Here is a 26,612-nt window from a genome sequence, read left to right on the forward strand (position 1 = left end):
TTATTAAGAGGAGACACTTTTCCAAACGCCGGCGGCGAGGGCCACGATGATACGTCTGATGAACGCGTCCCTGTTGATTTGTCTACTGATTCCGTCGGCCCATGCGGCCGATCATTTGTACGGGACAATCGATGGTTGGGGACAGATGGTCGATCCGGATGGCGATTGCCGTTTCCAGGTGGGAAAGAACGGCGTCACGGTTGGTTTTGGTCCCGGCCCCCATGGTTTGGACGCGGAAAGCAATCGCATGAATGCCCCCCGCGTCCTGCGTTCGATCAGCGGCGATCACTCCGTCTCGGTCATCGTGCAAGGCAATCTGCCGCTACCGGAACTGCCCTACGCCTACGTCAGCGGCGGTTTGATACTGATACAGGATTTGCGGAGCTACATCCGGCTGGAACGCGCCAGCTTCATCCGCAACGGCAAAAAATCTTTCTACACCAACTTCGAGCAACGCATCGATGCGAAGCGGACGCGGATGGGACGGTTCGCCGATTACCCGCTCGACGCGGCCCGGGATGTCGAATTGCGGTTGGAAATCAGCGGATCGATTGTCCGGGGACTCGTCCGCCATGTCGGCGAGGAGTGGCACGAAATGGGGACCGCGAAGGTCCCCGCCGGCCGCAACTTTCACGCGGGTATCTCGGGCGTGAAGACGATTCCCGATGAAGTCGACGTCACGTTCAGCGACTTCCGAATTCAACCCGCACGGAGTGTCGAGGCCTCGGACAGTTCCGAGATCGACCTTTCACCCGCTGCCCAGTCGGCGGCCCTGCCAACGCTGCCCAATTCCGCTTTAATGAAATTATTGCCTCGGATCAATCAACTACAGGCACGATCGAAAAACGTCAGCGAGATGTCCGATGAAGAAATCGACCAGTTGATCGAGGACGCCAAAGCACTGGCCGCCGAAGACGTCGATGGTCTGCCGCAACCGCTTGCATTGGGCATCGCCAACGGGCTGGCAAGCTCCTTTCGCCAGGCCGGAAATCCGCACACCGCGGTCAGAGTGTACCGCGAGTTCGCAGATCTTCTTCAGCAACGTGGCGAAGACGATCCGAAAATCAAGTCCCCGATCGCAAGTTTGAAACGCTCGGCCGACAAACTTCAAGCGAAACTTGACCTGATCGGAAAGCCGATCGTTGTCGACGGAGTGCTAATCAGCGGCGAGCCGATCGACTGGACAGACTATGAAGGCAAAGTCGTCTTGGTCGATTTTTGGGCGTCGTGGTGTGGCCCCTGCCGACGCGAGATCCCCAACATCAAAGAGCAGTACGAAGCCTATCATGACCGCGGCTTCGATGTTGTCGGCGTTTGTTTGGACCGCGATCGCGACAAGGCCGAAGAATACATTGACTCGGCCGAAATCCCCTGGCCTTCGATCTACGATCCGGACGCCAAGGGGAAGTCAATGGCCGAGCGGTACGATATCACCGTAATTCCAACGGCCATCCTGGTCGATCAAGATGGCAAGATTGTTTCGCTGGAAGCTCGCGGCGAAACGTTGCCCGCGCTGTTGGAGGAGTTGATCGGGCCCGCCGAAAGTCCTGAAGCAGAGGAAAGTCCTGAGACGTCATGAATACTCAGGCTCTCGTGCTGCTTTGTGGCATCTTGCTGATACTCGTATTCTTCATCACCATCGCGATCACACTTCTTGCGATGTTTCGTCCGTGGCTGCAATGTTTTCTAAGCGGCACACCGGTGCCACTGTTCAAGATCGTGGGAATGCGGCTGAGGAACGCACCCGTGCGAAGGATTTGCGAACAGCGTATCAAGGCCGGCTCTGTCGGCGTCGACTTGCCCGTTGAACAATTAGAAGACGCTCATCGAAAAGGCGCGGACATTGAAAAGTTGACCGACTCGCTGTGTCTCGCCCGGCGGAGCGACCGCGACGTGACTTGGGACGAGCTATTGCACACGGAGCTGGTCGCCTGATCTCGGTATCGGCGGCGCGAGTGCTGCGTCAACTTTCAAACTTAGGGTGCCGCGGAAAAGGGACACAGCAATCGCCGGTGTTCAGGCTTTAGCCGCCCAGTGTCGCTGTGAAGCAGCGACCGAGAATCGCCTAAAAGCTAGACACCAGCGCTTATGCCCGTGCCATTCGTACCTGACCCCCTATCCGCTCGACAAACGCAACCCGAAGATTTGATGCTGACAGAGCACTGGGGTGGCAAGCAGTTCTCGGCGTTTCAATTCCGCCAGTCGGGGCGTTTGCGACGTGCTTTGGGGTGATGGGTGACGACATTGAATGTCGCGTCGCGGCCCGACAGCTTTCGGCCCTTGGGACGTTTGGTCAATCGGACCGCTTTGGCACGCAGACGCTGTTCCGATTCAAAGATCTCGTCATCGATCTCGAACTCGACAAACTTCGTCACCAATTCTTCGGGGACCAGCTTTCGCGGTTGCTCCGAGTTGTTTTGACGCAGTTCGACCGGCCCCTCTGATTCCGCGCCCCCGAACTGCCAAACGGTGTGGTGAAAGAACACGTCCTCGCGAAAGTCCTCCGCCTCGATGAAGCCGTAATCACCCTTGGGGTCGATGAAACGGATCGTCCCGAGACGCTTGCGGGTGATCCGAAATTTTTTGGGGCGTTCGTCTTCGGTCGGTTGGGGTTGATCTTCGGACACGGCAAACGGGCAACACAAGGATGGAACGGGACGGGGGCTAGACCGCTAAAACGTGCTCCAAAGGTACCAAGAATGCAGATCCGCGATAGCCGAAATTCCTGGCCGATGATCGGCCGCGTCGACGCAAGCTGCGCGCGAACTAATTCACCTCTGCGGCAAATGGTGTGTCCGGGATCCCCAGCCAGTTGGCCAGCGAACGCGTGGTCGCCCGGCGAATGACCGTCGGCCACAGTTCATGGTCGCCCGCAAAGACGTCTTCATCGGTGGCATCGATCATGTGCCAGAAACCCGCTTCACGTTCGGCACGAAGCTGCTCGTTGGTCCAGCCCAGGTGCCCCACGATCAAGCGGAACGGTCCCGGCTGTTGTCGGACCAGGGTCTCCAACATGTCCCGCTGGGCGGCCACATAAATCCCCTTTCCCGCCTGTGCTTCGGCATGCTCGCTAGAGTTGTGAACGGCCACGACCGGACCGGATAGCGGGCCGCCGAAATGGATCGTCCCCAGCGACTTGGATGCCTCGGCAGCCGCCTGGGCGGCCAACGCATGCTTGTTTTCCGGCGTCGAGTTCGTGGCGGACGGCCCCGTCGCCTCCGAACCCGTCCCCGGCAAATTCGTCGGAAAAGACACCTCGCCCGCGGGGGGAGTGGACTTCCCGAGCCGCCCCTGCGACGCAATCGGATCGCTCGTACCCGCCGATGTTGCCTTGCCGGCCGAGGATCCGAGCAGTTTTGCCAAGCCCGCCGGAGCGGTCATGGGGCGATTGAGCAGCACTGCAAACACGTTGTCGCTATCCTGATGCACGATCAGGGAAACGGATCGGCTCAACACCGGGTCTTGCACAGACGTCGATGCAACGAGCAGCTTTCCGATCATGGATTCTGACGGTTGGAGAGGGTTCAATTCCTGCATGACTTCACCTATAAACAAGACAATGCGAGCTGCCAAATTGGCAGCTCGCAGATTCGCCGAGACCTCTTAGTGCACCGGGCGTGCCAACCGAGTCGCCCCGAGAAGAGACGCCCATGAGCCTTTACGAAATGCGGCAGAGCTACAAGCTCGGCCGGCTGGAAGAAAAAGACATTGCTGCGGACCCGATGGTTCAGTTCCGCATCTGGCTGGGCGAGGCGATCGAGGGGCCGCTGCCGGATTGGGTCGAAGCCAACGCGATGACGCTGTCCACCAGCGATGGGCAAGGCGGGGTGACCAGCCGCATCGTCTTGCTCAAGGGGCTCGACGACGACAAGTTCTGGTTCTACACCAACTACCAGTCCCATAAGGCCGGGCAGATCCGTTCCAACCCCAACGTCTCGCTGTGCTTTCTATGGCCACACGTCCAGCGCCAGGTGCGGATCGAAGGCACCGCGGCTCAGGCATCGCGGGATCAATCCGTCCGCTACTTTCGAAGTCGGCCGCGCGACAGCCAGCTCGGCGCCCTGGTCAGCCAGCAATCGGCCGTCGTCGATTCCCGCGATGTGTTAGAAAAACGTTTGGCCGAGTTGAAGAAGCGGTATGCCGACAAAGAGATCCCTTGCCCGGAGGATTGGGGCGGATACTGTATCACCCCCGGCCGGTTTGAATTCTGGCAAGGCCGTGAGAGTCGTCTGCACGACCGACTTTGTTATCGAAAACAAGATTCACGGTGGATCCTTCAGCGGCTTTCCCCTTAAGACCGGTGGCCGGCCGACGTTTTCAGATCGACATGACACGCAATCGTAAAGCAATCGTCATCTCACTCGCCTTTCACGTCTGCTTGTTGGCCGTGTTGTTGGTGTGGTACGTGCCCCGCGGCGATGTGGCATTGCCCCCGACGGCGGCCACCAGCGCCGCGGATGAATCGTCATCTCCGTCACTGACCTCCCCGATCGTTGACGAGCAAGCGGATCTCCAACAAGCCGAGGTGCCGCCGCCGCAGGTTCCGCCAGAACAGATTCGGCGTTCGGTCGACTCGCAGATCCTGGCGACCGAAAAGCTTTCCGATCAGCGCAAGTTGACGGAGCTGGAACGGAATCTCAAGCGACTGGAGTCGGTCGCCAATGAACAATCGGTCCAACAGGTTTCGTCGACCATCGCCCAGTCATTGGGGCTGGATGTCGACCAGTACGCCAGCAAAACGCCATCTGGTGAAGGCACCTTCGATATCGATACGGCACAGCTGTCGGATGTCTTGCGGACTCGAGATGAGTCGGGAGCCTGGCAATACGAAACCGTCATGGTCGATGCGCAGGGCCGTCAGATGCGCGTGCCGACCGATGCCGTCGGCGGCCAACAGTTGTATGACACGTTCGAATTGATGAGGCGGTATCCCATGGCCCGCGGCGTGTATCAAAGCGTCGTCATGCCGATGCTGCAATCGATGCTCGAAGGCCCCGAACAACCCCGGCCGAGCCAGCCGGTTGAGATCCAGCCGGCCGAGACACCACCGACTGACGAGAATTGATGCGTCCGGGCGGGTTCCCGCTGGCAACGGGTGAAAACGAGATGGGAGAGGATTCCAGCTTGTCAACGCATGGTTTTTGCGTGCCCTTCGGGTTTCAATGAATGGAGAATCCCTCCCGGTTTGGGACATTCATTTTCGATGCGTATCTGGTACGCTCTAAGGTTCCTTCGAACTTTGAGCACTCGTGTTTGTGGAATGACTCCAAGGCTGGCGACGCGAGCTATCTGCAGGTCTGATCGGGGCATGCTCGTGACGACTTCATTTCTAACCCATAAACCACGATGCCCAATCTTTCTCCGACCGGTCAGCAAATCGTCCAGTCTCTCGCCAATCGTTACGGCCTTTCCACCGATGCGGTGACCCACATGTTGACCGCCGTCTACTACGGCAACGGATCCATGGCCCAGTTCAATCATCCCGAGTTCTGCGGATCGGGCCAATGGATGCGCGGCGGCATGACCATGGTCAGCGATCTGTTCAATAACAACTTGAAAAGTCTCGTCGACAACCTGTGCAATGACATCGCCAACGAATTGGCGAACCATCAAACAACACCCTTCAGCGGTTCGTTTCAATCGCAAAGCCAGGGCGGGATGAATTCGCAGGCTCAGGCGAGTGGGCAAATGGGCTCGGCCAACAGCCTGTTCGTTCCCGATCCGACGACAAACTGGTGGCCGCGGGAACTGGGGACGCCGACCTCGCTGGGGTCGCAGAACAGTCTTCGCTACGCCTACTTTGCCGACAAGCATCGCTTGGCGGTGACGACCGGAGGCACGCCGTGGGTGTATGATACGTTGGACCATCAGATCGGCGGATTCAGTCAGCAACAAGGCGGTGGACAGTCCATCCTGTTGACCAGCCAATACGGAACAGTCGATCTTTCAACGCTACCGGTGATCTCGCGCGACGGCACGCTTCCCGCGTCGCCTTCGATGTCAACCGGCCCCGCCCCAACGCAAAGCCACGCTGCTCCCGTCGAAAGCCAACCGTCGAACGGTTCAACGCCCAACGCGCCGAGCGACTCCGGCACGGCCCCGCAGTCTCGCGAAGATGTCATTGAAACGCTGGAACGACTCGGGGCACTCAAAGAAAAGGGCTACATCACCGATGAAGAATTCGCCAACAAGAAAAGCGAATTGTTGGCTCGCCTGTAATCAACCAAATTGCCCTGTTCGCGTCGCCAGGCAACCGGTCGAGATTCTCTCCATCTGGGAGAGACGGCGTTTGCGCAGCAAGCAAACGCCAGAGAGGGCTCGCGCTGCGAAAGTCGCCGTTTGACACCTCACATTCCGGTATAATCGCAGGTCTAGTCTCCCAACCATCGGCGGGCGCGAGCACGACGGACATCTTAATCGGGCTGTTGATCGGAAATTGCCTGGCGATTGCCAGCTGGACGTTGATCGCGGTGCCGATCGCGGTGCAGACCCGGCTGAGTCTGTACACGTATCTGCACAAGATCGCCAGCGATTCGATGGCCGATCTGTACAACTGGGCCAACTTGTTGATCTTTACGGTAGACGTCTGGAAGTGGTCGACGAGACGAAAGAGGAATTGTGCCAAGCCGCCAGCGGGACCAAGGATGACAAGCTTTCATTCTTGAAACTCACGACGGTGTTTGGTGATCTGGCGTCGAGTCCGCGGTTTGCCGACACTTATGCGGCGATGATCGACCGTGTATACGAAAACCCGGACGTCTCGGTTCAGATGCGAGGCGTGATCGAGAGCGACGGTTAGCTGGACAACATGAGTTGTGATGTAGCGACGCTCGATGCGAGCGTGGAAATCACCGGGGATCCACCTCTTGGCGAAGGTAGCTACATTTGACAGGGTGAAGCCTGAAATGCCAGGCTGGAAGCCTATCCCACGGTTTCTTCGGGCTCGGCGGCCGGCACCGTCAGCTCGCCGCGCTGAATCGAAACCCATTTCGGGGCTTCGATGGCGATGGAAACTCGATTGCCTTTGATCCGCGAGACGACGATCTGGATTTCATCATTGACAACGATCCGCTCGCCCAGTTTTCTTGACAACACCAACATGGCTCTCCTCCGTGGGTTTGGCTCTTCTGGAGTAGGCCGAAAGGTTGACGCAATTGTCACGGTCGATCGTGCTTTTTTTTGCGATTGTCCCACGAAGGGCGCCGATTGGCTGGCATCGCCGGCCTGGGGCGTCGTTGGGGGCACGAGGAATGTTAGGATACCGCTTCCAAAGCGAACCACTCCTCCGAACGAGATCCGACCATGACGTTGCACGAACTTGCCGGCCAGCCCGTTCCGATCGACCTACTTGAGAACATCCCGCGGCTGATTTCGTCGTATTACACGCTGAAACCTGACCCCAGCGAACGGGCTCAGGCGGTCGAATTCGGCACTTCCGGTCACCGCGGCACCTCCAAGACCGGCCGCTTCAACGAGCACCATATCCTGGCCATCGCCCAGGCGATCTGTGAGTATCGGTCGGCCCAGGGGATCAGCGGACCGCTGTACTTGGGCATGGACACGCACGCGCTGTCCGAACCCGCCTTCTCGTCGGCCTTGGAAGTGTTTGCCGCCAACGGTGTCACCACCGTAATCGACGCCCAGCGTGGCTTCACGCCCACGCCGGTGGTCTCGCACGCGATCCTGGTGCACAACCGAGGCCGCAGCGAAGGATTGGCCGACGGCGTCGTGATCACGCCGAGTCACAATCCGCCGTCCGACGGCGGGTTCAAGTACAACGCGACCAACGGCGGACCGGCCGACGCGGCGACGACGACCACGATCCAGAACCGGGCGAACGAGATCCTGGGTAACGGGTTGGCCGACGTCAAACGCATCGGACTTGCGGCCGCACTGGCGTCGGAGTTCGTCAAGGAACACGACTACGTCACCCCTTACGTCGACGACCTGCAGAACGTCGTCGACATGAACGCCATCCAGGCGGCGGGCCTACGGATCGGCGTCGACCCCATGGGCGGTGCGGGAATCGGCTATTGGCAGCCGATCGCCGATCGCTATGGATTGAATATCGAAATCGTCAATCGGCGTGTCGATCCGACGTTCTCCTTCATGCGAGTCGACAAGGACGGCAAGATCCGCATGGACTGTTCCTCGCCGTCGGCCATGGCCGGGCTGATCGATTTGAAGGACCGCTTCGACATCGCCTTTGGTAACGACCCCGACTACGACCGACACGGGATCGTGACGCCGTCGGTGGGGCTGATGAATCCGAACCACTACCTGGCCGTCGCGATCGAGTACCTGTTCCAAAATCGTCCGGGCTGGGGCGCGGATGTCGCGGTCGGAAAGACACTGGTATCTAGCTCGATGGTCGACCGCGTCGCGGCGGACCTGGGCCGAACGCTGTGCGAAGTCCCGGTGGGATTCAAGTGGTTCGTCGACGGACTGGTCGATGGCTCGTTGGGCTTCGGCGGTGAAGAAAGCGCCGGAGCCTCGTTCCTGCGGATGGACGGAACGACTTGGACCACCGACAAGGACGGGATCATCATGGACTTGCTGGCGGCCGAGATCCTGGCCAAGACCGGCAAGGATCCCGGGCAGCACTACCAGGCGTTGGTCGAAAAATTCGGCGCCCCGGTCTACGACCGCATCGATGCACCGGCGACCCCGGAACAAAAGAGCGCGCTGAAGGCATTGAGTCCCGAATCGGTTCGCTCGCAAGAGTTGGCCGGGGACGCGATCGAAGCACGTCTGACCGAAGCCCCCGGCAACAAGGCTGCCATCGGCGGGCTGAAGGTCGTCACGAAAAACGGCTGGTTCGCCGCCCGACCCTCGGGAACCGAGGACATCTACAAGATCTATGCCGAAAGCTTTGTGGGAGCCGAGCACCTGCAGCGGATCCAAACCGAGGCGAAGCAAATCGTCTCCGACGCTCTGGCCGGCTGACCTGAGCCGACAGTTCCGCGCGTAGGTAAATCGTAGCTACCTTCGCCAGAAGGTGGATCCTCGCTTTCACGCTGGTCCGTCGCAACGAATAAAACCCACGGATGGCAGCGCGAACCCACGGATGGTGAGCAGTCAGGGATCCGTGGGTTCGCGCTGCCATCCGTGGGTTAGTTTAATTCCGGCTCGGGTGTCGACCGCCTATTTCCGCAGGTACTCGCTTCGCTCGACGGCGAACTTGTGGATCGACATTTGCTCTCCGCCGTCATCGGTGCCGGTTGCCGCGACGAAGGCGTCGTAGGTGTCCAACTTTCGCGTGTCCGCTTTGACCAGCGGGTCGATCAAGTCGCGATAGTCGTTGACGACAGGTCCGAGCTTCGACCACGACAATGATTCCTCGACGATTTGGTCGACGTACTGCAAGTAACGTTCACGCAAATGAGGGATCGCCAGCAAGCGGCTTCGCAGCGGCATGCGATCGTTGTCCAGGCCGACCAGCGGATCCAGATCGACGCTGCCGTGTCCCGGTCCACGGCCACCCGGTCCACGGCCACCCGGTCCACGGCCACCCGGTCCACGTCCACCGGGGCCGCGTCCTTCCGGTCCGCCGCCTTCGGGGCCACGGCGACGTTGGTCGCGTGGTTCGCCGTCAGCGACCGGCGGACGATCAGCGGGCGGAGGCCCGAAGTCAAAGCCGCCGAATCCGAATCCGCCAAAGCCTCCCCTGCGTTCACCGCCTGGTCCGCCGGGACCTCCCGGCCCACGGCCTTCTGGCCCACCCGGCCCTCGGGCACCCGGCCCGCCGGGACCATGGCCGGCCAACGCGAACGCTTCGTTCATGTCGTGGGGCATCACGTGGAACTTGCCGTCTTTGTCGCGGAACAAGTTGTAGTCACTCGCCCGCGTCCAGTAGCCGTCGCTGTTGGCCAGCACGACATCCAAGGCCAGGAACTTGAGCGTGCCGTCGATGTCCAGGATCGGTTCGAGTGCGGATTCGAGCTGATCGAGCGGCGTTTCGTTGAGCGTCTTGCACAGTTCGATCAGCGCCAACCACTGTTTCTTGCCGTCGTCGGACTTCATTTCGAACCGTGCCTTGTAGTCTTCCAGGTCGTCGCCCAAGTAGCGGAGTCCGCCGTCGCCGGCGGGGCTGCCGCTGACCTTCCAGCGAGTTCCCTTGGCGCCGTCAAAGTTCTCTGCGATGAATTGTTTGTCGAATTGCTGGACGCTGTTGTACAGCCCCCAACTTTCTCCGTTGACGACCACGTGCACGAAGTTGGCTTTGGGGGCGGGGATGTATTGGCGTGCGATGTGCGAATACAGCACCGAACTCATCATCGACGGATCGCCGTGGCAATTCAGCAGATTCAACGTTTTGTAGCCGTCGATCCGCTGATCCTCATCGGCCATGTCCATTGAAATGTTGAAGGAGCGTTTGCTGCCGCGGGGAACATGTCCGTAGGAGGATGCGCCGCGGAAGTGAACGCCGACGTTCGGATAACGTTTGCCGTCGACCAGCATCTGCGCGGGGACGTCGACATCGGTTTCCTTGAACGCTTCCAATTCCTCCTCCCAATCCTTGTCTTCAAACTCCAAGAAGATTGTTCGCAGCACGCCGGTGTCGTACAACGGTTTGTCGCTGTAGGAAGCGACGGAATCCGCTGTGACCGTCGGGCCCGGTGTACCGGGTTGCATGTTGCCGCCGCGACCTCCGGGGCCTCGTCGACCGGGTCCACCAAAGCCGGGTCCGCCCCCCGGACCTCTACGACGCCCGAATCCGCCGCGATCGTCCGATTCGAGGGCCTTGCGAGCGACGGCGCGTTCGCTTTGATTCAGCCAGCCGTCACCGTCGCTGTCATGTTCCTCGACCAGCTTGCGTTTTTCACGGTTCGGGCCGCCGGGGCCGCCAGGTCCTCCAAAGCCGGGCGGTCCGCCAAAGCCACCGGGGCCGCCGAAGCCGAACGAGCCCGGGGGTTGTGAGAAGACGAGCCCGCCGACCAGCATCCCGGTCGAGGTGATCACCAGCGCGGTGAGCGTGAGTTTTTTCATGGAAGACTCCTGAGTTGGTTTTGGGAGAAGGTGAGAGGTTTCGAAGGACAAGATCAACTCTGACGCAGTTCGACGCTTTGCACGCCTTCGATCAGGTTCAATTGGTTGATCAGATCGGTCGGTGCGAAGTCGGGTTGCAAGCAGACCTGATAGGTCAAATCAATCGATGCGCCTTGCTTGCTCGTTGCCCCGGCGGAAAGTTGCACATGGCGGAGCGCCTGAGCAAACACGTCTTTGAACACGACGTCGGGGTCACGTCCGGCGCCGAGTCGGATTTGCAGTTTCGCTCCTCGGTCAAAGGACGGTCCGTTTGAACCTTTGGGGCGAAACAGGAACGCAGCCATTCCGGTAACCGCCATGCCGACGACCGCGACGGTCATCTGATCCGCACCGACCGCCATCCCGGTCAAAACAGCGAAGATGACGAAGGTGATGTCTTGGGTGTCCTCCACGACCGTGCGGAAACGGACGATCGACAGGGCGCCGACCAGGCCGAACGCCCAAGCCACGTTCTGACCGATCACCAGTGGCAACATCGCACACAGGATGGCCAGCAAGACCAATGTCGCCGGGAACGTGGGCATGAACTGCTCGCGCGGTCGCACGGCCCAGTAGATCCCAGCGATCACACATCCGCATAAGAACGCCGCACCCAACCGCAACGCCATCTGCAGCGCGTCGCTGTCACCCGGCGTGCCCATCCATGCGGTGGTGTCGATCGGATCGGTTAGCCAACTTGGCATGTCGTTACCTCTCGGCCGGAGCCGAACAAAGTGCTTGTCGTTTTGGTTGAATTCAGGGGATCGGCAATCGTGGCGTCGGCTTGCGTGGCGTCGATCGAAGCCTTCGCGAGTGCCGCGTTGGCGAGGTCAAACAAGACCGTCGGTTGCTCGGGCAACAACGCGAACTCATAAACCAGCGTTTTGAAAGTTGCTGGCAATGAAACGGCGAAATTCATCCGCACCAAAATCGTCGGCACGCAAGCGGTTTGGCGGTTCGACGGCGTCTGGATCCGGCTGGCATGAAGCTCGCGATCGATCGTCAGCCGAATCTCGCCGTCCAGTGTTCGGTGTTTCCAGGTGGTTCGATCGAAACAGGTTTCTAGCGAAGGGACCAAGTCGTGCTTGAGCTGTTTTTTGTGAAACCATTTACCCCGCCACGCCGGATCGATGTTCGACGCATCCAGGCACACCAATTCGTTGGACGGCACCGTGGTTTGACGCAGTGAACGCAGCTCGCCATCCCAGCTGACATGTTCCAGGGACACGTCCCAGCAACGGTCGACCCGCCGCACGCGGAGCTGTCGTCGGCGAGAAAGTTTCGCCTTGGCCCGCTGTGTGCCCTCGGCCGGTTCGTAGTAGCAGTCCGAGACGTGTTGGCGGTGCGTGCCGGCCGGCATCTGACGTGATGCGGAATCGGCCAACGCGTCGGCGGTTGGGCGATCCAGGGCAAAGACCCACTGGAACTGAGGTGTGGATTTCAAGGCGGTTCCTCGCAAGAGCATTCCGTTTCTTCGAGCCTTTCGCTCGGTCAGGACGTCATGCGTGCCGCAGGCCGACAGTGGGCCAAAAAAATTCGTACATTTCTCGAGGACAGATTTGGCAAGCCGCCGCTCCGCGTCGTAGCGGAAGCCGCCAAGGCTTTCGGTCCGCTGTGCGGCGTCACCGCGTCGGTGCGAAACTCTTGGCGAGTTCCGCTACCCGAGAACCTTGCTGCGAGAGACCAACTTACAGTTGCAACAGATCTCGCGCCGTTTTTTGGGCCGCGACAAGCCGTGGATCCAATTCCGCGTCGGTCCCCAACACCTCGCGTGTGGCTTCGCGGTGCAAGATGATCATTTCCAGCAAATCGATCCAGGGCCTGCGCCGGTCGGGTGACTCGATCGCTTCACTGATCGCCTTGTCCAGCGCGTTGTCCGCCCGCCGCATCTCCGCGGTGGCTTGTTCGGTTTCCCCGGTCCGATGCAGTGCGATCGCGCGCAGCGAATGCACCATGTCGCCGCTGGGGCCGCGCGAATTCGACGCCGCATCCAGGTGCTCCAACGCTTTTTGTTCTTCGCCGGCGCGGAGGCTGGCCCACGCCGCGACGTACTGCATCACGCTCTGCGGTACGCGATCTTCGAACGACGGACGTCGCGGCCCACCACCTGGCTCGGGACCGGAGAATCCAGGACCAGCCGGCGGTGGCTCACCCGGTTCGGGGCGATTGAAATCGAACCCATCTGGTCCGGGAGGCCTGGGGCCGCGGTCAGTCCCGTCGCGTCGGAAGTCGCGATCGCGATTCGGGCGTCCCCAGGAGCCTGGTCCCCACGGCCCCCCGGGCGGTCCGGCGGAGCGTGCGAGCATCGATTCGATTTCCGCTGCCAACTGTCGTGCGTCGGGCACATCGGCCGGGGAGATCAGGCAGGCGCGAATCGAATGGAAGTTCAGCGGCGGAGGGTTGTCGGTGGGCGGTTCCATCAGCCGCGAATAGATCGCTCGGTAGTCGTCCGTCCGGTCGCCCAAGTGAAAGATCGCCGCGGCTCCCTCCCACTGGCGGCTATCGATCGGAGCCTCCAAACGCATCGCGGCGGCAAAGTCGTCGGCCGCTTCGTCCCACAAATGCAACCGTCCCCGCAGCGCCGCCCGCTGCACCCAAACCAGATAGTAGTTGGGCACCAAGTCGACCGCTTCGCTGTAGGCCGCATCGGCGGCGGCATACTGCTGTGAATCTTCGTACGACCGGGCGTTGCCGAGCAAGACGTTCGCCGTCTTGAGCCGTTCGGTAAAACTTTCCACCTCCTGACGCGCGTTGATCGCATCCCGCAGCGCGATCTCTTTTTCGTTGCGTTCGGCGATCGCGACCGAAGCCTGGTACAGGCTGACGGCGGTGCCGACGACCAGGGCGGCGGCGACCAAGGAACCAGTCAATAACGCCGCGCGGTTGCGTGCGGCGAACTTGCGAAGCCGATAGCCTCGCGAAGGCGGGCGCGCTTCGATCGGCTCTTCCGACAAGAAACGCCTGACATCGGCGCTCATCGCCGCCGCCGATTCGTACCTCCGATTGCGATCCTTCTCCATCGCCTTCATCACGATCCAGTCCAGGTCGCTGGGGATCGATTCACGTCGGGCGGCCGCCTTGAGAGCCTGGGGCTCGGACTCGCGCGGCGCGGTTACGGTCGGTGAATTCAGCGACTGGATCGTGGTCAACCGGGTGCTGGGTTTGGGCGGATCCTCTTCGCGAATGATCCGCCGCATTTCGTCATAGCCTGCCGAATCGAGTCGCTTGCGATCAAACGGCGTCGTGCCGGTCAGCAATTCGTACAACAACACGCCCAGGGAATAGATGTCGCTGCGGGTGTCCACGTCCAACCCGCTCATCGCCGCTTGCTCGGGACTCATGTACAGCGGTGTTCCGATCATCGAATAGAATCGCGTGTAGATCGTCGCGTCGGTCAGGCTTTGTCCCATGGCTTTGGCCACCCCAAAGTCGATCACCTTCACGACCGGTTTGTCATCGTGCAGGGTGACCATCACGTTGGATGGTTTCAGGTCGCGATGGACGACGCCTTTCTGGTGCGCGTGGTGAGTCGCGGCGCAAACGTCTTGAAACAACTGCAATCGATCGCGCAAGGAAAGTCCGTGGCGGTCACAAAAGTCCGTGACCGGCTCGCCGCGAACCAACTCCATCACGAAATACGGCCGCGCGTCCTTGGTCACGCCCGCATCGAACACACGCGCGATGTTGGGATGATCCATCATCGCCACGGCTTGGCGTTCGGCGTCAAAGCGAGCCAACACCTCCTGCGAACCGGTTCCGGGCTTGATGATCTTTAAGGCCACTTTGCGCCGAACGGGTTTTTCTTGCTGGGCGACAAACACCAGACCGAATCCGCCTTCGCCGATCTGCTCCATCAATCGATACACGCCGATCGTCATGCCGATGTGCTCGGAGGGTCCGGCCAAATCGGCGACCAGCGTCGGGTCCAGCGGACTGGTCAGCGGACTCTGATCCAGCGGATTGGCGGGCCGCTCGTGGGCGGCCAACAGCGATTCCACCGACGCACGCAACTCCGCATCGTCACCGCAAACCGACGCCAAGTAGGCTTCGCGTTGATCCGCGGTTTCCTGGTCCAGGGCTTCCAGGAAAACGGTGCGTGGGCTCGGGTGACTCATGGATTTCTTGTGCCGATCGGTGATGGGGGTGGAAAACAGTTCGTCCGGCGGTTCATGCGTGATCGGCAGTAAGACCGGGCCAAATTTATTCCTCGGCGTCCATGGCGCGGCGGAGCCAAGCTCGTGCGTAGGTCCAATGTCGCTTGACGGTCCTGGCCGAGACGCCCAGCACGTCGGCGGTTTCTTCGATCGTCAGCCCCGTGAAATAGCGAAGCTGGACCAGTTTTGCCAGTTCCGCGTCCTCGGCGGCAAGTTTGGTCAGGGCGTCGTCGAGCGACAACAGGGTGGCGTCGTCCTGGTGGTCCAGAATCGCGTCGTCCTCGGTGAACTCGCAACGCTGCATCCCACCGCCACGCTTTTGAGCATTCCGTCGGCGGGCGCTTTCGACCAGGATGCGGCGCATCGATTCGGCCGCGGCGGCAAAGAAGTGCCCGCGACCATCCCACTTGTGTGGATCATCGCCGTCGGCCTCTCCGCTGACCAACCGCACAAACGCCTCGTGGACCAGCGCAGTGGGCTGCAGCGTGTGCCCCTGTTTCTCCTGCGCCATCTTGTTGGATGCCAACCGGCGCAGCTCTTCATAGACCAGCGGCAACAACTGGCTGGCCGCATGCTGGTCCCCGTTCTCGATCTGGTGCAGAATTTGACTGACTTCGCTTTTTACCATTCCAGCATTCTAGCGATGATCTACCGCCTGCGGGCGGCTCGTCCGAACATGGCGAACACGCGGTCCACCCGTCGAACGTGCCGAGGCGGGTGCCGCTGTCGGCGGAATCGATCGGCGTCGTCGTCGGCTCGATCGGCCAGTCGCTGTTCCCGCAGGGCTTCCAACTCCTCAAACGACACGCCGCCGTCCTCGTCGACATCGGCCGCGGAAATCCGCATCCAGAATCGCTCCGAGACTTCGCTTTCGGTCAACAGGCCGTCGGCATCGGTGTCTCGTTCGTCAAACGCTTCTTGGCGCGCGGCCGTCAAGGCGGTCTCAAGTTCCGCCAGCGTGACCAAGCCGTCGGCATCGGTATCCGCTTCGATGTCGACGAACTTGTCCCACAACCGCTCGGGCACCTCGTCTTGCGACAACGCGGCGTCATCGTCGGTGTCGAATCGTGTGATCAGCGTCTCGGCGTCTTTGCCGAACCGCCCGACGTTGACGACGAAGTGGTGATGGCGGAAGCCGCGCTCCGCGTCATCGCCGCTGTCGTCCGTCACTCCCCCGTCATCAATGGTCTCTTCGTCGGTGGTTTCTTCGTCCGTGTCAACCGAGTCATCCACTTTGTCGCTCGTCTCATCGTCGACTTCGGCGGTCAGGGGCGTTTCCTCGTCGGCCGCAGCATACAACTGCTGGATCGCTGCGGCGTCGCTGGCTTCGAGCGTGGTGAACACTTGGCCGGCCGAGACGAACGGTTCCAGCACGCTGTCTTCGATATCGGAATGATCCAGGCCCAGCGCGTGGCCGATCTCGTGGACGGCGACGTAGACGAGATCGAACGCTTGATTGCCGAGCGAATTGCCGACTTCCCAGGCGTCGGAAATGTCAAATTGGATATCGCCGGCGATCCGCGCCGGGTTCACGTCGTCGGGAAAGTAGGCTTGGGCAAGCGTGCCGCCGACGCCATCGATGTTGGTGAATGAAATGTCGATCGAATCACGCAGCCCGGCTTGTTCGGTGCGAGTGAACGTGAGGTCTGCCACGCTGGCCCAAGCATCCAGAGCCGTTTCGATCGCCGCATCGGTCTCGGCCTGTGAAAGCGAATCCGGCGAGTTGGCGATGTAGTACGTCAACTCCGCGCTGCCCAACCCCGGTCCGTCCCATCCCAAGCTGGCCGCCAGCACGCGTCGCGGCTCCAGCGACTGGACGGATAGTTGACGGCGTTGACGTGGCTGTTTTCGAAGACGATGGCGTTGTAAGAATCGTGATTCGGGCATCGGATTGCATGTCTCGGGAATTCGGTTGTGGATGGGCCTTCCCCGCAACAGGATGCTTTCCTGCCCCGAATGTCACTCGATTCACACAAAAAACACTGCACTGTCGGTTTCCGCCAAACGACGGACACGATCGTGCCCGACGTCGCGAAGCGAGGGGCTTGGGCAGCAAGTTGAGAATTAACAGTCATGCAGTTTTTTGCGCGATCTGTTTTAGGGAGAGGGGAGCCATGTCCTCGATTGCGAGCCGACTTGTGGAGACACCGATGCCTGGCAGGGAGGATGACGAGCCTGTACGACAGAAATCGTAGAGATGAAAAACCGCACGACTTCCAGAAGCTACATCAACGTTGCGTTGTCCGGTGAGACGGCGGTTCCACATACCCCGAAGGGCGTTTCCCCATCCGTTCGTCCTTGGCGATCTCGATCGGCACCAGCTGGATTCCGTCCACGTTGACGTAGCCGTCGGCGTCTTCGTTCGTGATGATCACTCGTCCGGAATTGCCAGCGTCAAAATCAAACACCCCCAGTGCGCGAGGGATTCCATCAACCATTGCCGGCTGTTTCTGATTGACCGAAACGACCTTCATCCCTTCCCTCGAATGAATCACGACCTTCACCGCTGACGAGCGATTGGGATCCGGCGTGTACAACAGTCGCACTTCGTAACGTCCCGGGGTGGAAACGTCGGGGGCGAACGTTGCCGATTTCTTCCCTCGATCGGTGTTGGCATCGTGCCGGTAGGAGTTGCCGATCATCGGGGGCACTCCGGAGCTTTGCACCCAATGTCCGGTGTACACCGCTTCGTCATCATCCACCGCGATCCCCGGCAGGTCGGCGGAGTTGACTGTTCGGCGGGGCGGCTTTTTTTTGCCGTGTTTCCACTCCAGCACTTGGCCGTCGGCGATCAGACGTTTCCGCAGTTTGTCATAGTCGACCTGCTGGACCGAAACGTTCGCGTCGATCGCCTGGCACGCGGCGGTCGCGGCTGATTGACTGGTCACCATCAAAACCGGCTCCATCCGAATACTGGCGAACGCGGTGTGGCTGGCGGAAAGTGCAAACGTGACCAACAGGTTTTCGCACTCCGCCTGCTTTGGCACGATGGCGCCGTACCCGATGTCGTATGGGCCATAACCGCCGCGCCCCGACGCAACCTTGCCTTCACGCATGACGACGGAATCTTTGACGATGCGGCGGATTTCATGTACGTCGGTGCCGTACGACCCCAGGCCGATACACCGCGGCGCGATCTCACGTCCAAAGGTGTGATGCTCGGTCAGCACCAGATCGCTGACCATTCGTCGTCCTTCGCGGACATAGATCTGATGCGGCCAACCACCGTTGTCCGTGAATTCGTCTTTGGGCAATCCGAATCGGCGTGTCTCCTTTCGCAGCTTCGCCGGCACTCGGGGATCGGTTGCCAGGAAGTGGAACAAGCCGCGGTGGTAATTTTCGATTTCCTTGGCGATTCGCTCGCGTCGGTCGTAGCTGGCTTCCGGCCATTCCCAACTCGCTCCCGGCAGGTTCCCGCCGAACGTCGCCGTGTTGAAATCCCATTTGTCGTTGGGCAGGGGATCGTGTTTGCTGAACCACCGCAGGTCCAGTTCGTCGCCGTTTTCAAGACAGGCCTCGATGAATCGGGCGACCAGTTCATAGCGTTTCGGGTCATAGTTTTCCGGTGCTTCGATCGGCAGCATATTGGACGCGTCGGTCGTCAGGCATAGCCGGAAACAATATGCCATCACTCCCGGGGCAGGGTCGCCGGGATTGCCAGGGGCGCCTTCGCTGACCAGCGGCAGCAGCCCGCTGGACGGGTCGCCTTTGACGACATAGGGATCCAGTGGGAAGTCGCGATCCCAGACGCCTTGCCCGCCGGGCACGCGGCCGTTGCTTCCGGGCTGTGGGTGGTCGGTGCGAGGTGCATACTTCGCGGCGTAATGAATCCCGTTGTACTGTTCGCCGTACTTCGCGTTGCCTTCACGCTCGAGCGTGTACGACACCCCGGCGGCGGCCATCAAATCGCCTTCGTAGGTCGTGTCGATGAACATCGTTGCCGACACGGACCGGCCGTCTTCGGTGACCAGTGCACCGATGCGATTGTTGCTCTTGCGCACCGATTCCAGCCGCGCTTCCCGAAGCACCACGACGCCGGCTTCGGCGACCATGGAATCGAAGACCTGTTCGGCGACATGCGGTTCGATCGAATAGGCTCCGCCGGTGGCGGGTCCGCCCTTGCCTCGAAACGGTTGCCCCCAGTTCAGTTCCTTGCCGTACGTCGCGACCAACCGCGTGAAGTACTCGCGGGCGAGTCCGCCGACGCTGCGGGGGTCGCCGATATCAACGGCACTCAATCCTCCCGACGTCATCCCGCCGAGGTGCCGCCCCGGTTCGACAAGCACCACACGCTTTCCCATCCGCGCCACCTGGACGGCCGCCACCACGCCGCCTGACGTGCCGCCATAAACGCACACGTCGGCCTGGACGGCGGTCGCAGCGGTTTGGGCATGGCATTTTAACGACAACGGAGTCGCGACGGTCAGCGTCGCGATGAGCAGCAAGGGAAGGTGAGCAGTGGATCGCAGCATGTTACCAGTTTACGTTCGGACGAAGGGGCCATTACGACGAATATACCCCACGGATGGCAGCGCGTACCCACGGATGTCATGCAACCTGGAATCCGTGGGTACGCTTTGCCATCTGTGGGTTTTCTTCGCTGCCGTCTCGTAGCGCAATAAACGGGACGGGGGTTGCCTAAGCATGTTGTCTGTGTTTGATCGACGGGAAGTGCCTGGCTGAATAGCTCCACCTTTCGAGCAATACAAGCTCGAAGCGCAAGTGAGAGAGTCACTTGCTGGCGCTGCGTGCTTGTTTTGGATTCGATACCGCACGATGTGACGCTGTCCAGCGAGCTGCTGCATCGGTAGCGTGAAGCCGCAAGTATACTGTGGGGCCAGTGGTCATACCGGGCGACGGCGAAGGAACTCGAGGGATTGAATCGATGCGGCATTTGCGACGAAGACTCCTCCGCCGCGCGATGGTCGCGACGTCATGCGTAATCGCCGTCGCCTTGGCTGCTTCTTGGATGTTCGCCGGTGTCCTGATCGCGCCCAACCCGCGCATCATCGGTGCTCCGCCACAGGAGATAAACGCCACCGCCTTCAGTGTGCCCAGCGATTCCGGAGCGATGATCTCCGGCTGGCAGACACGGCCCGATGCGAGCAAGGGAGTTATCGTTCTGCTTCACGGGATACGTGGCTCTCGTCTCAAGATGCTCGATCGCGCTCGGATGCTTCATGATGCGGGCTACGCGACGGTGCTGATCGATTTGCAGGCGCACGGGGAGAGCCCGGGAGAGGCGATCACGGTTGGATATCTGGAACAACATGACGTTCGCGCCGCGGTCGAATTCGCGCGGCGTGAACACCCGGGGCAACCGATCGGCGTCATCGGGGTGTCGCTCGGTGGGGCGGCGGCTCTGCTGGCGTCTCCGCTGGACATCGACGCCCTCGTGCTCGAAGCGGTCTATCCCGACATTCGCGATGCCGTCCACAATCGCGTCGCCGCCCGGCTTGGTCGGTTTGCAACCATTCCGGCGTCCCTGTTGTTGCTTCAGCTGCAACCCCGCCTGGGCATCTCACCGAGCGAACTTCGGCCGATCGACCACATGGCAGAAATCGACTGTCCGGTCTGCATCCTTTCCGGAACTGACGACCGACACACCACCGTCGCCGAAACACGATCGATGTTTGACGCCGCGCGAGAGCCGAAGATGTTGTGGCTGGTCGATGGCGCCCGACACGTCGATTTGCTCCACCACAACCCGGCAGCCTACCGGCAAAAGATCCTCAGCTTCCTGGACCGCTATCTCGGCGACGCCGACGCGACGGAGCAAATCGAAGGGAGAGAAGGCGTCACCATCGGCTCGGGCAGTGTCGACGTGTTCTCCGAACTCGTCGCCCCTGGAAGCGAAGCTTCCCCAGCGACGACCTCGGAGAGGACGTCGACACTCTCAACGTCGAAGACAACCCAATCACCCTCATCCGCGACGACTCAGTTTCACACGCGTCCGGAGTGTTACGCTTCGCTTTCAGGGGAGAACAGCTGGGGACAGCGGTTCTACACTTTGCCGAATCAATCCCCGCCCCCTTTTGACGCCCCTGTCGACGTGTTCTCCGAACTCGTCGCCCTCGGAAGCGAAGCTTCCCCAGCGACGACCTCGGAGAGGACGTCGACACTCTCAACATCGAAGACAACCCAATCACCCTCATCCGGGACGACTCCGTTTCACACGCGTCCGGAGTGTTACGCTTCGCTTTTAGGGGAGAACAGCTGGGGACAGCGGTTCTACACTTTGCCGAATCAAACCCCGTCCCCTTTGGGGACCACTGTCTGTGATAATGCGGGGAATTCGGCTAAGAAATCGCTCCCCGCCGAGTCATCTTTGCTGAAATACCGCCGTCTGGAACCGTAAACCGGAGAATCGAAATGCGTTTTGTTGGTCGACTGATGATTTTGTTGCTGGTTTTGTCGAACGCGATCGTCGTCATACCCGCCGCGTGCGCGGAAGAACCCGTCACCTTGATCGGAACGATTGTCAAATGGCGTTACCCGGACGCGGACATCGGCAAATCGCAGATGTCGGATGCAGCCACCATCGCCGCCGATGGAAATCGCACGGTCCCGTCATCAGTCCTGAAGACGACGATGACGACGCCGGATTCGGTCGAGAAAGTCCTGGCGTTCTATCAGGATCTGCTCACCCGCAACGCGACCAACGACAAGACGCTCGGCATCGAACCGGACGTCGGCCGGTCGGTCGTTTTCAGCGATGAATCCGAAGGACGCCCCTTTGCGTTTCACACCATCCTGGTCAATTCCGAGGCCTCCTCGACGACGTTGATTGTCACGCGTGGAGAGTCGGAGGAACTGACGTCCATCACGTGGAAACAGTACTTGAGGCACGACGTTGGCAAATGACGGATGGCTATCTGGCGACGTCTCTATCGTGGCGGTTTTCAAGAATCGAATGATCGATTCAAACGGATGACGCAGCGGAAGTCGACAGGAATTAGAAATCGCAAAATCGTCGGGTTTACATTTGGTAGACTGGCACGATTGCAATCATCTCTCCCCGTCTCAGAGGACGTGATCGATGAATCGATTTACTCTTCGCCACCTACGGATTCAACGAATCGTTTGCCGGCCCCGCCGGGCTGCAGCGGTTCCGCGATGCGCTTGTTGATCACCTGCGCCCTGGGGGCCAGAACCCTGCGTCGGCACTGGGAGGATAACGATCGCTGGGGGATCGCCGCGTGTCTCCGGCAAGCCGCCAAAGACAGCACGATCAAAGAACCCACACCGGGAGCCGGCGAAGCGCAGTTTGATTCCGAACAATCTCAAACGCGCGGCATACTGAGGGAGAGGCTTCCAGGCTCGTCGTTCTGGGGAGGAGGTATCTAGCTGGACAGAGCCACATGATGCAAGAAAGATCCTGAATCGTCATGCGAACGTCGCTACCTTCGTCAGAAGGCGGATCCTCCTGCATGTACCGCGCTCTGGCGAGCGTCGCTACGTCAAGCGGGCGTTGTCCCGCTGGAAATCTGTTCCACATGCTGACTGTGATTCTGCGTCAATCTATTTCGTGATGTTCTCCTCACTGCGAAATCCTGTCCCTAGCAGCTTAGGACTGGTTTAACATGGGACGGCAATGACTTCGCACCGCGGCTTCCACCGTTCTGGATGACATCCGTGGGGACGCTCTGCCATCCGTGGGCTCAATCCTTCTGCCCCAAGCCCGTGGCCGGCCGGTGGCGGTCTTTGGCGCGCGAAGTCGGTGCGATCTCCCAGTCGGCCCGAATAAAAAGAAGAACGAATAACTTTCCTGTTGGAGAACTCCCCGTGCTCTCTCGTTTAAACCCTGCTCCGGCCGTGCTTCACGCCGTCGCATTGATTTTTGTCGTGTCGTCGTGTTGGACGAATCCGTCGACGATTGCGGCGTCCGATTGGTCGCCGGTCAAGGATGCGATGCTGACGCGTTGGGGCAAACAAATCACGCCGGACCATGTTTGGACCGAGTACCCGCGGCCGCAAATGACGCGTTCGCAGTGGACCAATCTGAACGGTTTGTGGGACTATGCCGTCACGCCAAAGGACGCAGAGAAGCCGAGCGAGTGGGCGGGGAAGATCCTGGTCCCCTTTGCCATCGAATCCCCGCTGTCCGGCGTCGGGCGGCGACTGTCCGCTGACGAAACACTCTGGTACCGAACGACCTTTGATCGAGCCGATGTGTTCACCGGTGAAACGCCGAGCGACACGAACACGCTGCGGCTTCATTTCGAGGCCGTCGATTACCGCTGCAGCGTCTTTCTGAACGGCGAAGCCTTGGGCGAACACGTCGGCGGTAATCTGCCTTTCTCCTTCTTGATCGATGGCGAACTGCGGGAGTCGGGAAACGAGTTGGTCGTCAAGGTGGTCGATGCGACCGACGCGGAGGGCCAGTACCAGCTTCGCGGCAAGCAAAAGGTCGACAACCGCGGCATCTTTTACACGCCTGTTTCGGGGATCTGGCAAACCGTTTGGATCGAGCCGGTCGCAGCGTCCCACATCGTGGACCTGAAAGTCACCGGTGATGCCGATGGAAACGTCATGGTCAAAGCCGACACGGTAGGTAACGCAAACACAGTGCGCGTCGTCGTGAAAGACGAGAACCAACAGGTTGCCCAGGCCCGCGACGACAGCGGCGAAGTCCGGCTCACCATCGCCGATGCGAAACTTTGGTCGCCGGAATCACCCACGCTGTACGACCTGCAAATCGAACTGCTCGACGAAGCCGGACAGGTGGTCGATTCGGTCGCGTCCTATGTCGGGTTGCGAACGGTCGGCAAACGGCGTGACGCCGATGGCAACCTGCGACTGACGCTCAACGGCCAGGACATTTTTCACTGGGGGCCGCTCGACCAAGGCTGGTGGCCCGGCGGACTGCTGACGCCTCCGTCGGACGACGCGATTCAATTCGAAATCGACTTCTTGCGCCGCGCAGGGTTCAACATGATCCGCAAGCACATCAAGGTCGAACCGCGACGGTACTACTACCACTGTGACCGCGTCGGCATGCTGGTCTGGCAAGATCAAGTCGAAGGCGGAGCGGGATTTGATTCCGCCGAATGGCCTAAATGGAAACGATTGGCGAAGGATCACGAAAAGGCCAACACGCCCAAGTCGTGGAAGCCCGGCGATCCGCTCGACGCGACCTGGCCGGACTGGGCGCACGCTCAGTACATGACCGAACTGAAGGGGATGGTCGATCACCTTTACAACCACCCGTCGATTGTAACCTGGGTGCCGTTCAACGAGCGTTGGGGACAACACCGCACGATGAAAGTCGGCAAGTGGATCGTCGACTACGACCCGACGCGGCACATCAACATCGCCAGCGGAGGCAACTTCTTTGCCGTCGGTGACATGGCCGATGAACACGTTTATCCTCACCCGGACTTCCCAGTCGATGACGATCGCTACAACGACTTCGTCAAGATCGTGGGCGAATTCGGCGGTCACGGCTGGCCGGTTGCCGATCACTTGTGGGTCAAGAGCAAACGCAACTGGGGTTATGGTGGTCTGCCGAAGACCAAGCAAGAATACATCGAGCGTTACAAGGAATCGATCCGTCGATTGGCAGAGCTCAAAAAGCAAGGCGTCGCCGGTGCCGTCTACACCCAGACCACCGATGTGGAAGGTGAGATCAACGGCTTGATGACCTACGATCGCGACGTCATCAAGATCGCCGCGCCCCACCTGAAACAGATCGCGGTCGACGCCGAGTTGGTCGCCGGAGGCAACCGGCTGTCCAAGACGCGGCCGAACATCATCATCGTTCTGGTCGACGACATGGGCTACTCGGATCTCGGCTGCTACGGCGGTGAAATTGAAACTCCCAACATCGACGCCTTGGCCGCTGCGGGGATGCGATTCACCCAGTTCTACAACCAGGGACGCTGCTGCCCGACGCGGGCCAGCTTGATCACGGGGCTGCAACCACACCAAGTCGGCATCGGTCACATGACCGCGCCGCCCGGACAACCACTCGGGTTCGAAGGCCCCTACCAAGGTTATCTCAATGACAACTGCACGACGCTGGCCGAGGTGTTGAAATCGGCCGGCTACACCACGCTGATGACCGGCAAGTGGCACTTGGGGGCGGATCGAAAGGAGTGCTGGCCACTGGAACGCGGATTCGACAAGTATTACGGATGCATCAGCGGCGCGATCAATTATTTCAAACCCGGCGGCGATCGTGGATTGACCGAGGGCAACGATGCGATCGAAGTACCCGAGGGTTTCTACGCCACCGACACTTTTACCGACAAGGCGATCGAGTACATCGACGGAGCGACCGAGTCCGGTGATGACCCGTTCTTTTTGTACTTGGCCTATAACGCGCCGCACTGGCCGCTGAACGCCAAATGGGAGGATTACCAAAAGTACCGCGGCAAATACAAAGACGGCTGGCGGGCGATGATGAAAGCACGCAACGAGCGTCAGCGTGAAATGGGGCTGCTGCGTAAGGACACCGTGCCGGCCGAGCATCCGGGACCGCAGTGGGACAGCTTGAACGAGAAGCAGCGCGATCGTCTGGATGCCGTCATGGCGGCCTACGCCGGTTGCGTCGATTCGATCGATCAAAACATCGGCAAGCTCGTCGGACACCTCAAGGCCATCGACCAGCTGGACAACACCGTGATCTTTTTCTTGAGCGACAACGGTGCATGTCAAGAAGGCGGTAACTTCGGCGTCGGCGATGAAGCGATGGTCAAAGACCCGCCGCTGGAAACGACCGCCGGTGTACGCATCGGATTGCACTGGGCCGGCGCCTGCAATACGCCGTATCGAAAGTACAAACACTATGTCCACGAAGGCGGCGCGTGCACGCCGATGATCGCCCATTGGCCGGCGGGAATCCCCGAAGACGATCGTGGCATGTTGATGCACCGACGCGCCTACTTGCAAGACTTCATGAGCACGGTGATCGATCTGGCCGGCGGAAGCTATCCCGAGGGGATCCCCCAGTGCGAAGGCGAATCGCTAGCGCCACTGTTGGCCGGTGTCCGCCAAGACATCCATTTCGACCCGATGTTCTGGGAACACGAAGGCAACGCGGCGGTCCGCATGGGCAAATGGAAGCTCGTCCGCGAGTACGAGAAACCTTGGGAGTTGTATGACTTTTCCAAGGACCGCAACGAGTTGAATGATCTGGCCGACAAGAAACCCGTGTTGCGAAAGGAGATGATCGCGATGTGGGAAGCCTGGGCGAAAGAAACCGGCGTCGCGTTCCCTCAGCGGTTTAACATGTACCAGTTTCTGAATCAGAAGAAGAAGCAAGAGAAAGCCGCGAAGTAGCGACGGGGATTCGTTGGTGTCTAGGCTTTAGCCGATCCCCGGCGGCACGAGGCGGCAGGTTGTTGTACGACGTCCCTTTTGTTGTACGACGTCCCTTCCGGGTCGTCGCGGTGAGTCGTTTACGACGACCGCCCGGAAGGGCCGTCG

The 26,612-nt window shown here is 60.2% G+C and carries 20 protein-coding genes and 1 pseudogene; 11 read left to right on the forward strand and 10 right to left on the reverse strand.

Going from position 1 to position 26,612, the window contains the following annotated elements; genetic code table 11:
- The first annotated feature begins 58 nt into the window (after positions 1-58).
- Together Mal15_RS01940 and Mal15_RS01945 are read left to right on the forward strand one after the other, a co-directional pair.
- Complete coding sequence (locus tag Mal15_RS01940) at positions 59-1,579, forward strand: TlpA disulfide reductase family protein (RefSeq protein ID WP_167546585.1); 1,521 nt, start codon at positions 59-61, stop codon at positions 1,577-1,579.
- Positions 1,576-1,935, forward strand: coding sequence for a flotillin-like FloA family protein (locus tag Mal15_RS01945; RefSeq protein WP_147866205.1), 360 nt, complete (start codon positions 1,576-1,578; stop codon positions 1,933-1,935). Before Mal15_RS01940 ends, Mal15_RS01945 begins: the two co-directional genes overlap by 4 nt.
- A 254-nt stretch (positions 1,936-2,189) precedes the next feature.
- Here the strand turns inward: Mal15_RS01945 and Mal15_RS01950 are convergent, their stop codons facing one another.
- The gene (locus Mal15_RS01950) at positions 2,190-2,627 is read right to left on the reverse strand and encodes a S1 domain-containing protein (RefSeq protein ID WP_199773799.1); all 438 of its coding nucleotides are present in this window, start codon (positions 2,625-2,627) and stop codon (positions 2,190-2,192) included.
- A 139-nt stretch (positions 2,628-2,766) separates the two neighbouring features.
- Positions 2,767-3,537, reverse strand: coding sequence for a YqgE/AlgH family protein (locus tag Mal15_RS01955; protein WP_147866207.1), 771 nt, complete (start codon positions 3,535-3,537; stop codon positions 2,767-2,769).
- 113 nt (positions 3,538-3,650) lie between these two features.
- On the opposite strand from Mal15_RS01955, the gene pdxH reads away from it, so the two are divergent.
- The 5 genes and pseudogenes from pdxH (at position 3,651) to Mal15_RS01980 (ending at position 6,799) form a co-directional block, all read left to right on the forward strand.
- Positions 3,651-4,295, forward strand: coding sequence for a pyridoxamine 5'-phosphate oxidase (gene pdxH, locus Mal15_RS01960; RefSeq protein WP_147866208.1), 645 nt, complete (start codon positions 3,651-3,653; stop codon positions 4,293-4,295).
- A 32-nt stretch (positions 4,296-4,327) separates the two neighbouring features.
- The gene (locus Mal15_RS01965; protein ID WP_147866209.1) at positions 4,328-5,065 is read left to right on the forward strand and encodes a hypothetical protein; all 738 of its coding nucleotides are present in this window, start codon (positions 4,328-4,330) and stop codon (positions 5,063-5,065) included.
- Positions 5,066-5,346: 281 nt separating this feature from the next.
- Positions 5,347-6,219, forward strand: coding sequence for an SHOCT domain-containing protein (locus tag Mal15_RS01970; RefSeq protein WP_147866210.1), 873 nt, complete (start codon positions 5,347-5,349; stop codon positions 6,217-6,219).
- Positions 6,220-6,392: 173 nt separating this feature from the next.
- A pseudogene (locus Mal15_RS34970) lies at positions 6,393-6,581 on the forward strand (hypothetical protein); the annotation flags it as partial.
- A gap of 11 nt (positions 6,582-6,592) precedes the next feature.
- Positions 6,593-6,799 (forward strand): hypothetical protein, encoded by a 207-nt coding sequence (locus Mal15_RS01980; RefSeq protein ID WP_147866211.1) that lies wholly within the window; start codon positions 6,593-6,595, stop codon positions 6,797-6,799.
- Between the two features lie 122 nt (positions 6,800-6,921).
- On the opposite strand, the gene Mal15_RS01985 is transcribed toward Mal15_RS01980, so the two are convergent.
- The gene (locus Mal15_RS01985; protein WP_147866212.1) at positions 6,922-7,101 is read right to left on the reverse strand and encodes a carbon storage regulator; all 180 of its coding nucleotides are present in this window, start codon (positions 7,099-7,101) and stop codon (positions 6,922-6,924) included.
- Positions 7,102-7,302: 201 nt separating this feature from the next.
- On the opposite strand from Mal15_RS01985, the gene pgm reads away from it, so the two are divergent.
- Positions 7,303-8,946 (forward strand): phosphoglucomutase (alpha-D-glucose-1,6-bisphosphate-dependent), encoded by a 1,644-nt coding sequence (pgm, locus tag Mal15_RS01990; RefSeq protein ID WP_147866213.1) that lies wholly within the window; start codon positions 7,303-7,305, stop codon positions 8,944-8,946.
- Between the two features lie 198 nt (positions 8,947-9,144).
- On the opposite strand, the gene Mal15_RS01995 is transcribed toward pgm, so the two are convergent.
- The 7 genes from Mal15_RS01995 to Mal15_RS02025 form a co-directional block, all read right to left on the reverse strand.
- Positions 9,145-10,989 carry a CotH kinase family protein gene (locus Mal15_RS01995; protein ID WP_147866214.1) on the reverse strand — a complete coding sequence of 615 codons (1,845 nt, stop codon included), beginning with the start codon at positions 10,987-10,989 and terminating at the stop codon, positions 9,145-9,147.
- Between the two features lie 53 nt (positions 10,990-11,042).
- Positions 11,043-11,732: a DUF4956 domain-containing protein gene (locus Mal15_RS02000; RefSeq protein WP_147866215.1), complete on the reverse strand. Its 690-nt coding sequence runs from the start codon at positions 11,730-11,732 to the stop codon at positions 11,043-11,045.
- Positions 11,717-12,472, reverse strand: a complete 756-nt coding sequence (locus Mal15_RS02005) for a CYTH domain-containing protein (protein ID WP_147866216.1) — start codon at positions 12,470-12,472, stop codon at positions 11,717-11,719. Before Mal15_RS02005 ends, Mal15_RS02000 begins: the two co-directional genes overlap by 16 nt.
- A gap of 244 nt (positions 12,473-12,716) precedes the next feature.
- The gene (locus tag Mal15_RS02010) at positions 12,717-15,143 is read right to left on the reverse strand and encodes a serine/threonine-protein kinase (protein ID WP_147866217.1); all 2,427 of its coding nucleotides are present in this window, start codon (positions 15,141-15,143) and stop codon (positions 12,717-12,719) included.
- Between the two features lie 85 nt (positions 15,144-15,228).
- Complete coding sequence (locus Mal15_RS02015) at positions 15,229-15,810, reverse strand: ECF-type sigma factor (RefSeq protein WP_147866218.1); 582 nt, start codon at positions 15,808-15,810, stop codon at positions 15,229-15,231.
- Between the two features lie 20 nt (positions 15,811-15,830).
- The gene (locus Mal15_RS02020; protein WP_147866219.1) at positions 15,831-17,069 is read right to left on the reverse strand and encodes a matrixin family metalloprotease; all 1,239 of its coding nucleotides are present in this window, start codon (positions 17,067-17,069) and stop codon (positions 15,831-15,833) included.
- A gap of 341 nt (positions 17,070-17,410) precedes the next feature.
- Positions 17,411-19,654: an FAD-dependent oxidoreductase gene (locus tag Mal15_RS02025; RefSeq protein WP_147866220.1), complete on the reverse strand. Its 2,244-nt coding sequence runs from the start codon at positions 19,652-19,654 to the stop codon at positions 17,411-17,413.
- A 413-nt stretch (positions 19,655-20,067) separates the two neighbouring features.
- On the opposite strand from Mal15_RS02025, the gene Mal15_RS02030 reads away from it, so the two are divergent.
- From Mal15_RS02030 to Mal15_RS34975, 3 genes are all read left to right on the forward strand, one after another.
- Positions 20,068-21,540: an alpha/beta hydrolase gene (locus Mal15_RS02030; RefSeq protein WP_147866221.1), complete on the forward strand. Its 1,473-nt coding sequence runs from the start codon at positions 20,068-20,070 to the stop codon at positions 21,538-21,540.
- Positions 21,541-21,554: 14 nt separating this feature from the next.
- Entirely contained in the window at positions 21,555-22,046 is a 492-nt protein-coding gene (locus Mal15_RS02035) for a hypothetical protein (RefSeq protein ID WP_147866222.1), read from the forward strand.
- Positions 22,047-22,967: 921 nt separating this feature from the next.
- A complete protein-coding gene (locus tag Mal15_RS34975; protein ID WP_315854283.1) occupies positions 22,968-26,465 on the forward strand; it encodes a sulfatase-like hydrolase/transferase in 3,498 nt (1,165 codons plus the stop codon).
- The last annotated feature ends 147 nt before the right edge of the window (positions 26,466-26,612 follow it).

It is taken from the genome of Stieleria maiorica (assembly GCF_008035925.1).
Taxonomy (GTDB): Bacteria; Planctomycetota; Planctomycetia; order Pirellulales; family Pirellulaceae; genus Stieleria; species Stieleria maiorica.

What these genes read in the sequence shown, in the direction of transcription:
- Mal15_RS02035 (WP_147866222.1), top strand. Translation starts at nt 21,555, where the DNA reads ATGCGTTTTGTTGGTCGACTGATGATTTTGTTGCTGGTTTTGTCGAAC.
- Mal15_RS01970 (WP_147866210.1), top strand. Translation starts at nt 5,347, where the DNA reads ATGCCCAATCTTTCTCCGACCGGTCAGCAAATCGTCCAGTCTCTCGCC.
- Mal15_RS01995 (WP_147866214.1), bottom strand. Translation starts at nt 10,989, where the DNA reads ATGAAAAAACTCACGCTCACCGCGCTGGTGATCACCTCGACCGGGATG.
- Mal15_RS01965 (WP_147866209.1), top strand. Translation starts at nt 4,328, where the DNA reads ATGACACGCAATCGTAAAGCAATCGTCATCTCACTCGCCTTTCACGTC.
- Mal15_RS02015 (WP_147866218.1), bottom strand. Translation starts at nt 15,810, where the DNA reads ATGGTAAAAAGCGAAGTCAGTCAAATTCTGCACCAGATCGAGAACGGG.
- Mal15_RS01945 (WP_147866205.1), top strand. Translation starts at nt 1,576, where the DNA reads ATGAATACTCAGGCTCTCGTGCTGCTTTGTGGCATCTTGCTGATACTC.
- Mal15_RS01940 (WP_167546585.1), top strand. Translation starts at nt 59, where the DNA reads ATGAACGCGTCCCTGTTGATTTGTCTACTGATTCCGTCGGCCCATGCG.
- Mal15_RS02030 (WP_147866221.1), top strand. Translation starts at nt 20,068, where the DNA reads ATGCGGCATTTGCGACGAAGACTCCTCCGCCGCGCGATGGTCGCGACG.
- Mal15_RS02000 (WP_147866215.1), bottom strand. Translation starts at nt 11,732, where the DNA reads ATGCCAAGTTGGCTAACCGATCCGATCGACACCACCGCATGGATGGGC.
- Mal15_RS01985 (WP_147866212.1), bottom strand. Translation starts at nt 7,101, where the DNA reads ATGTTGGTGTTGTCAAGAAAACTGGGCGAGCGGATCGTTGTCAATGAT.
- pgm (WP_147866213.1), top strand. Translation starts at nt 7,303, where the DNA reads ATGACGTTGCACGAACTTGCCGGCCAGCCCGTTCCGATCGACCTACTT.
- pdxH (WP_147866208.1), top strand. Translation starts at nt 3,651, where the DNA reads ATGAGCCTTTACGAAATGCGGCAGAGCTACAAGCTCGGCCGGCTGGAA.
- Mal15_RS02020 (WP_147866219.1), bottom strand. Translation starts at nt 17,069, where the DNA reads ATGCCCGAATCACGATTCTTACAACGCCATCGTCTTCGAAAACAGCCA.
- Mal15_RS02010 (WP_147866217.1), bottom strand. Translation starts at nt 15,143, where the DNA reads ATGAGTCACCCGAGCCCACGCACCGTTTTCCTGGAAGCCCTGGACCAG.
- Mal15_RS01955 (WP_147866207.1), bottom strand. Translation starts at nt 3,537, where the DNA reads ATGCAGGAATTGAACCCTCTCCAACCGTCAGAATCCATGATCGGAAAG.
- Mal15_RS02025 (WP_147866220.1), bottom strand. Translation starts at nt 19,654, where the DNA reads ATGCTGCGATCCACTGCTCACCTTCCCTTGCTGCTCATCGCGACGCTG.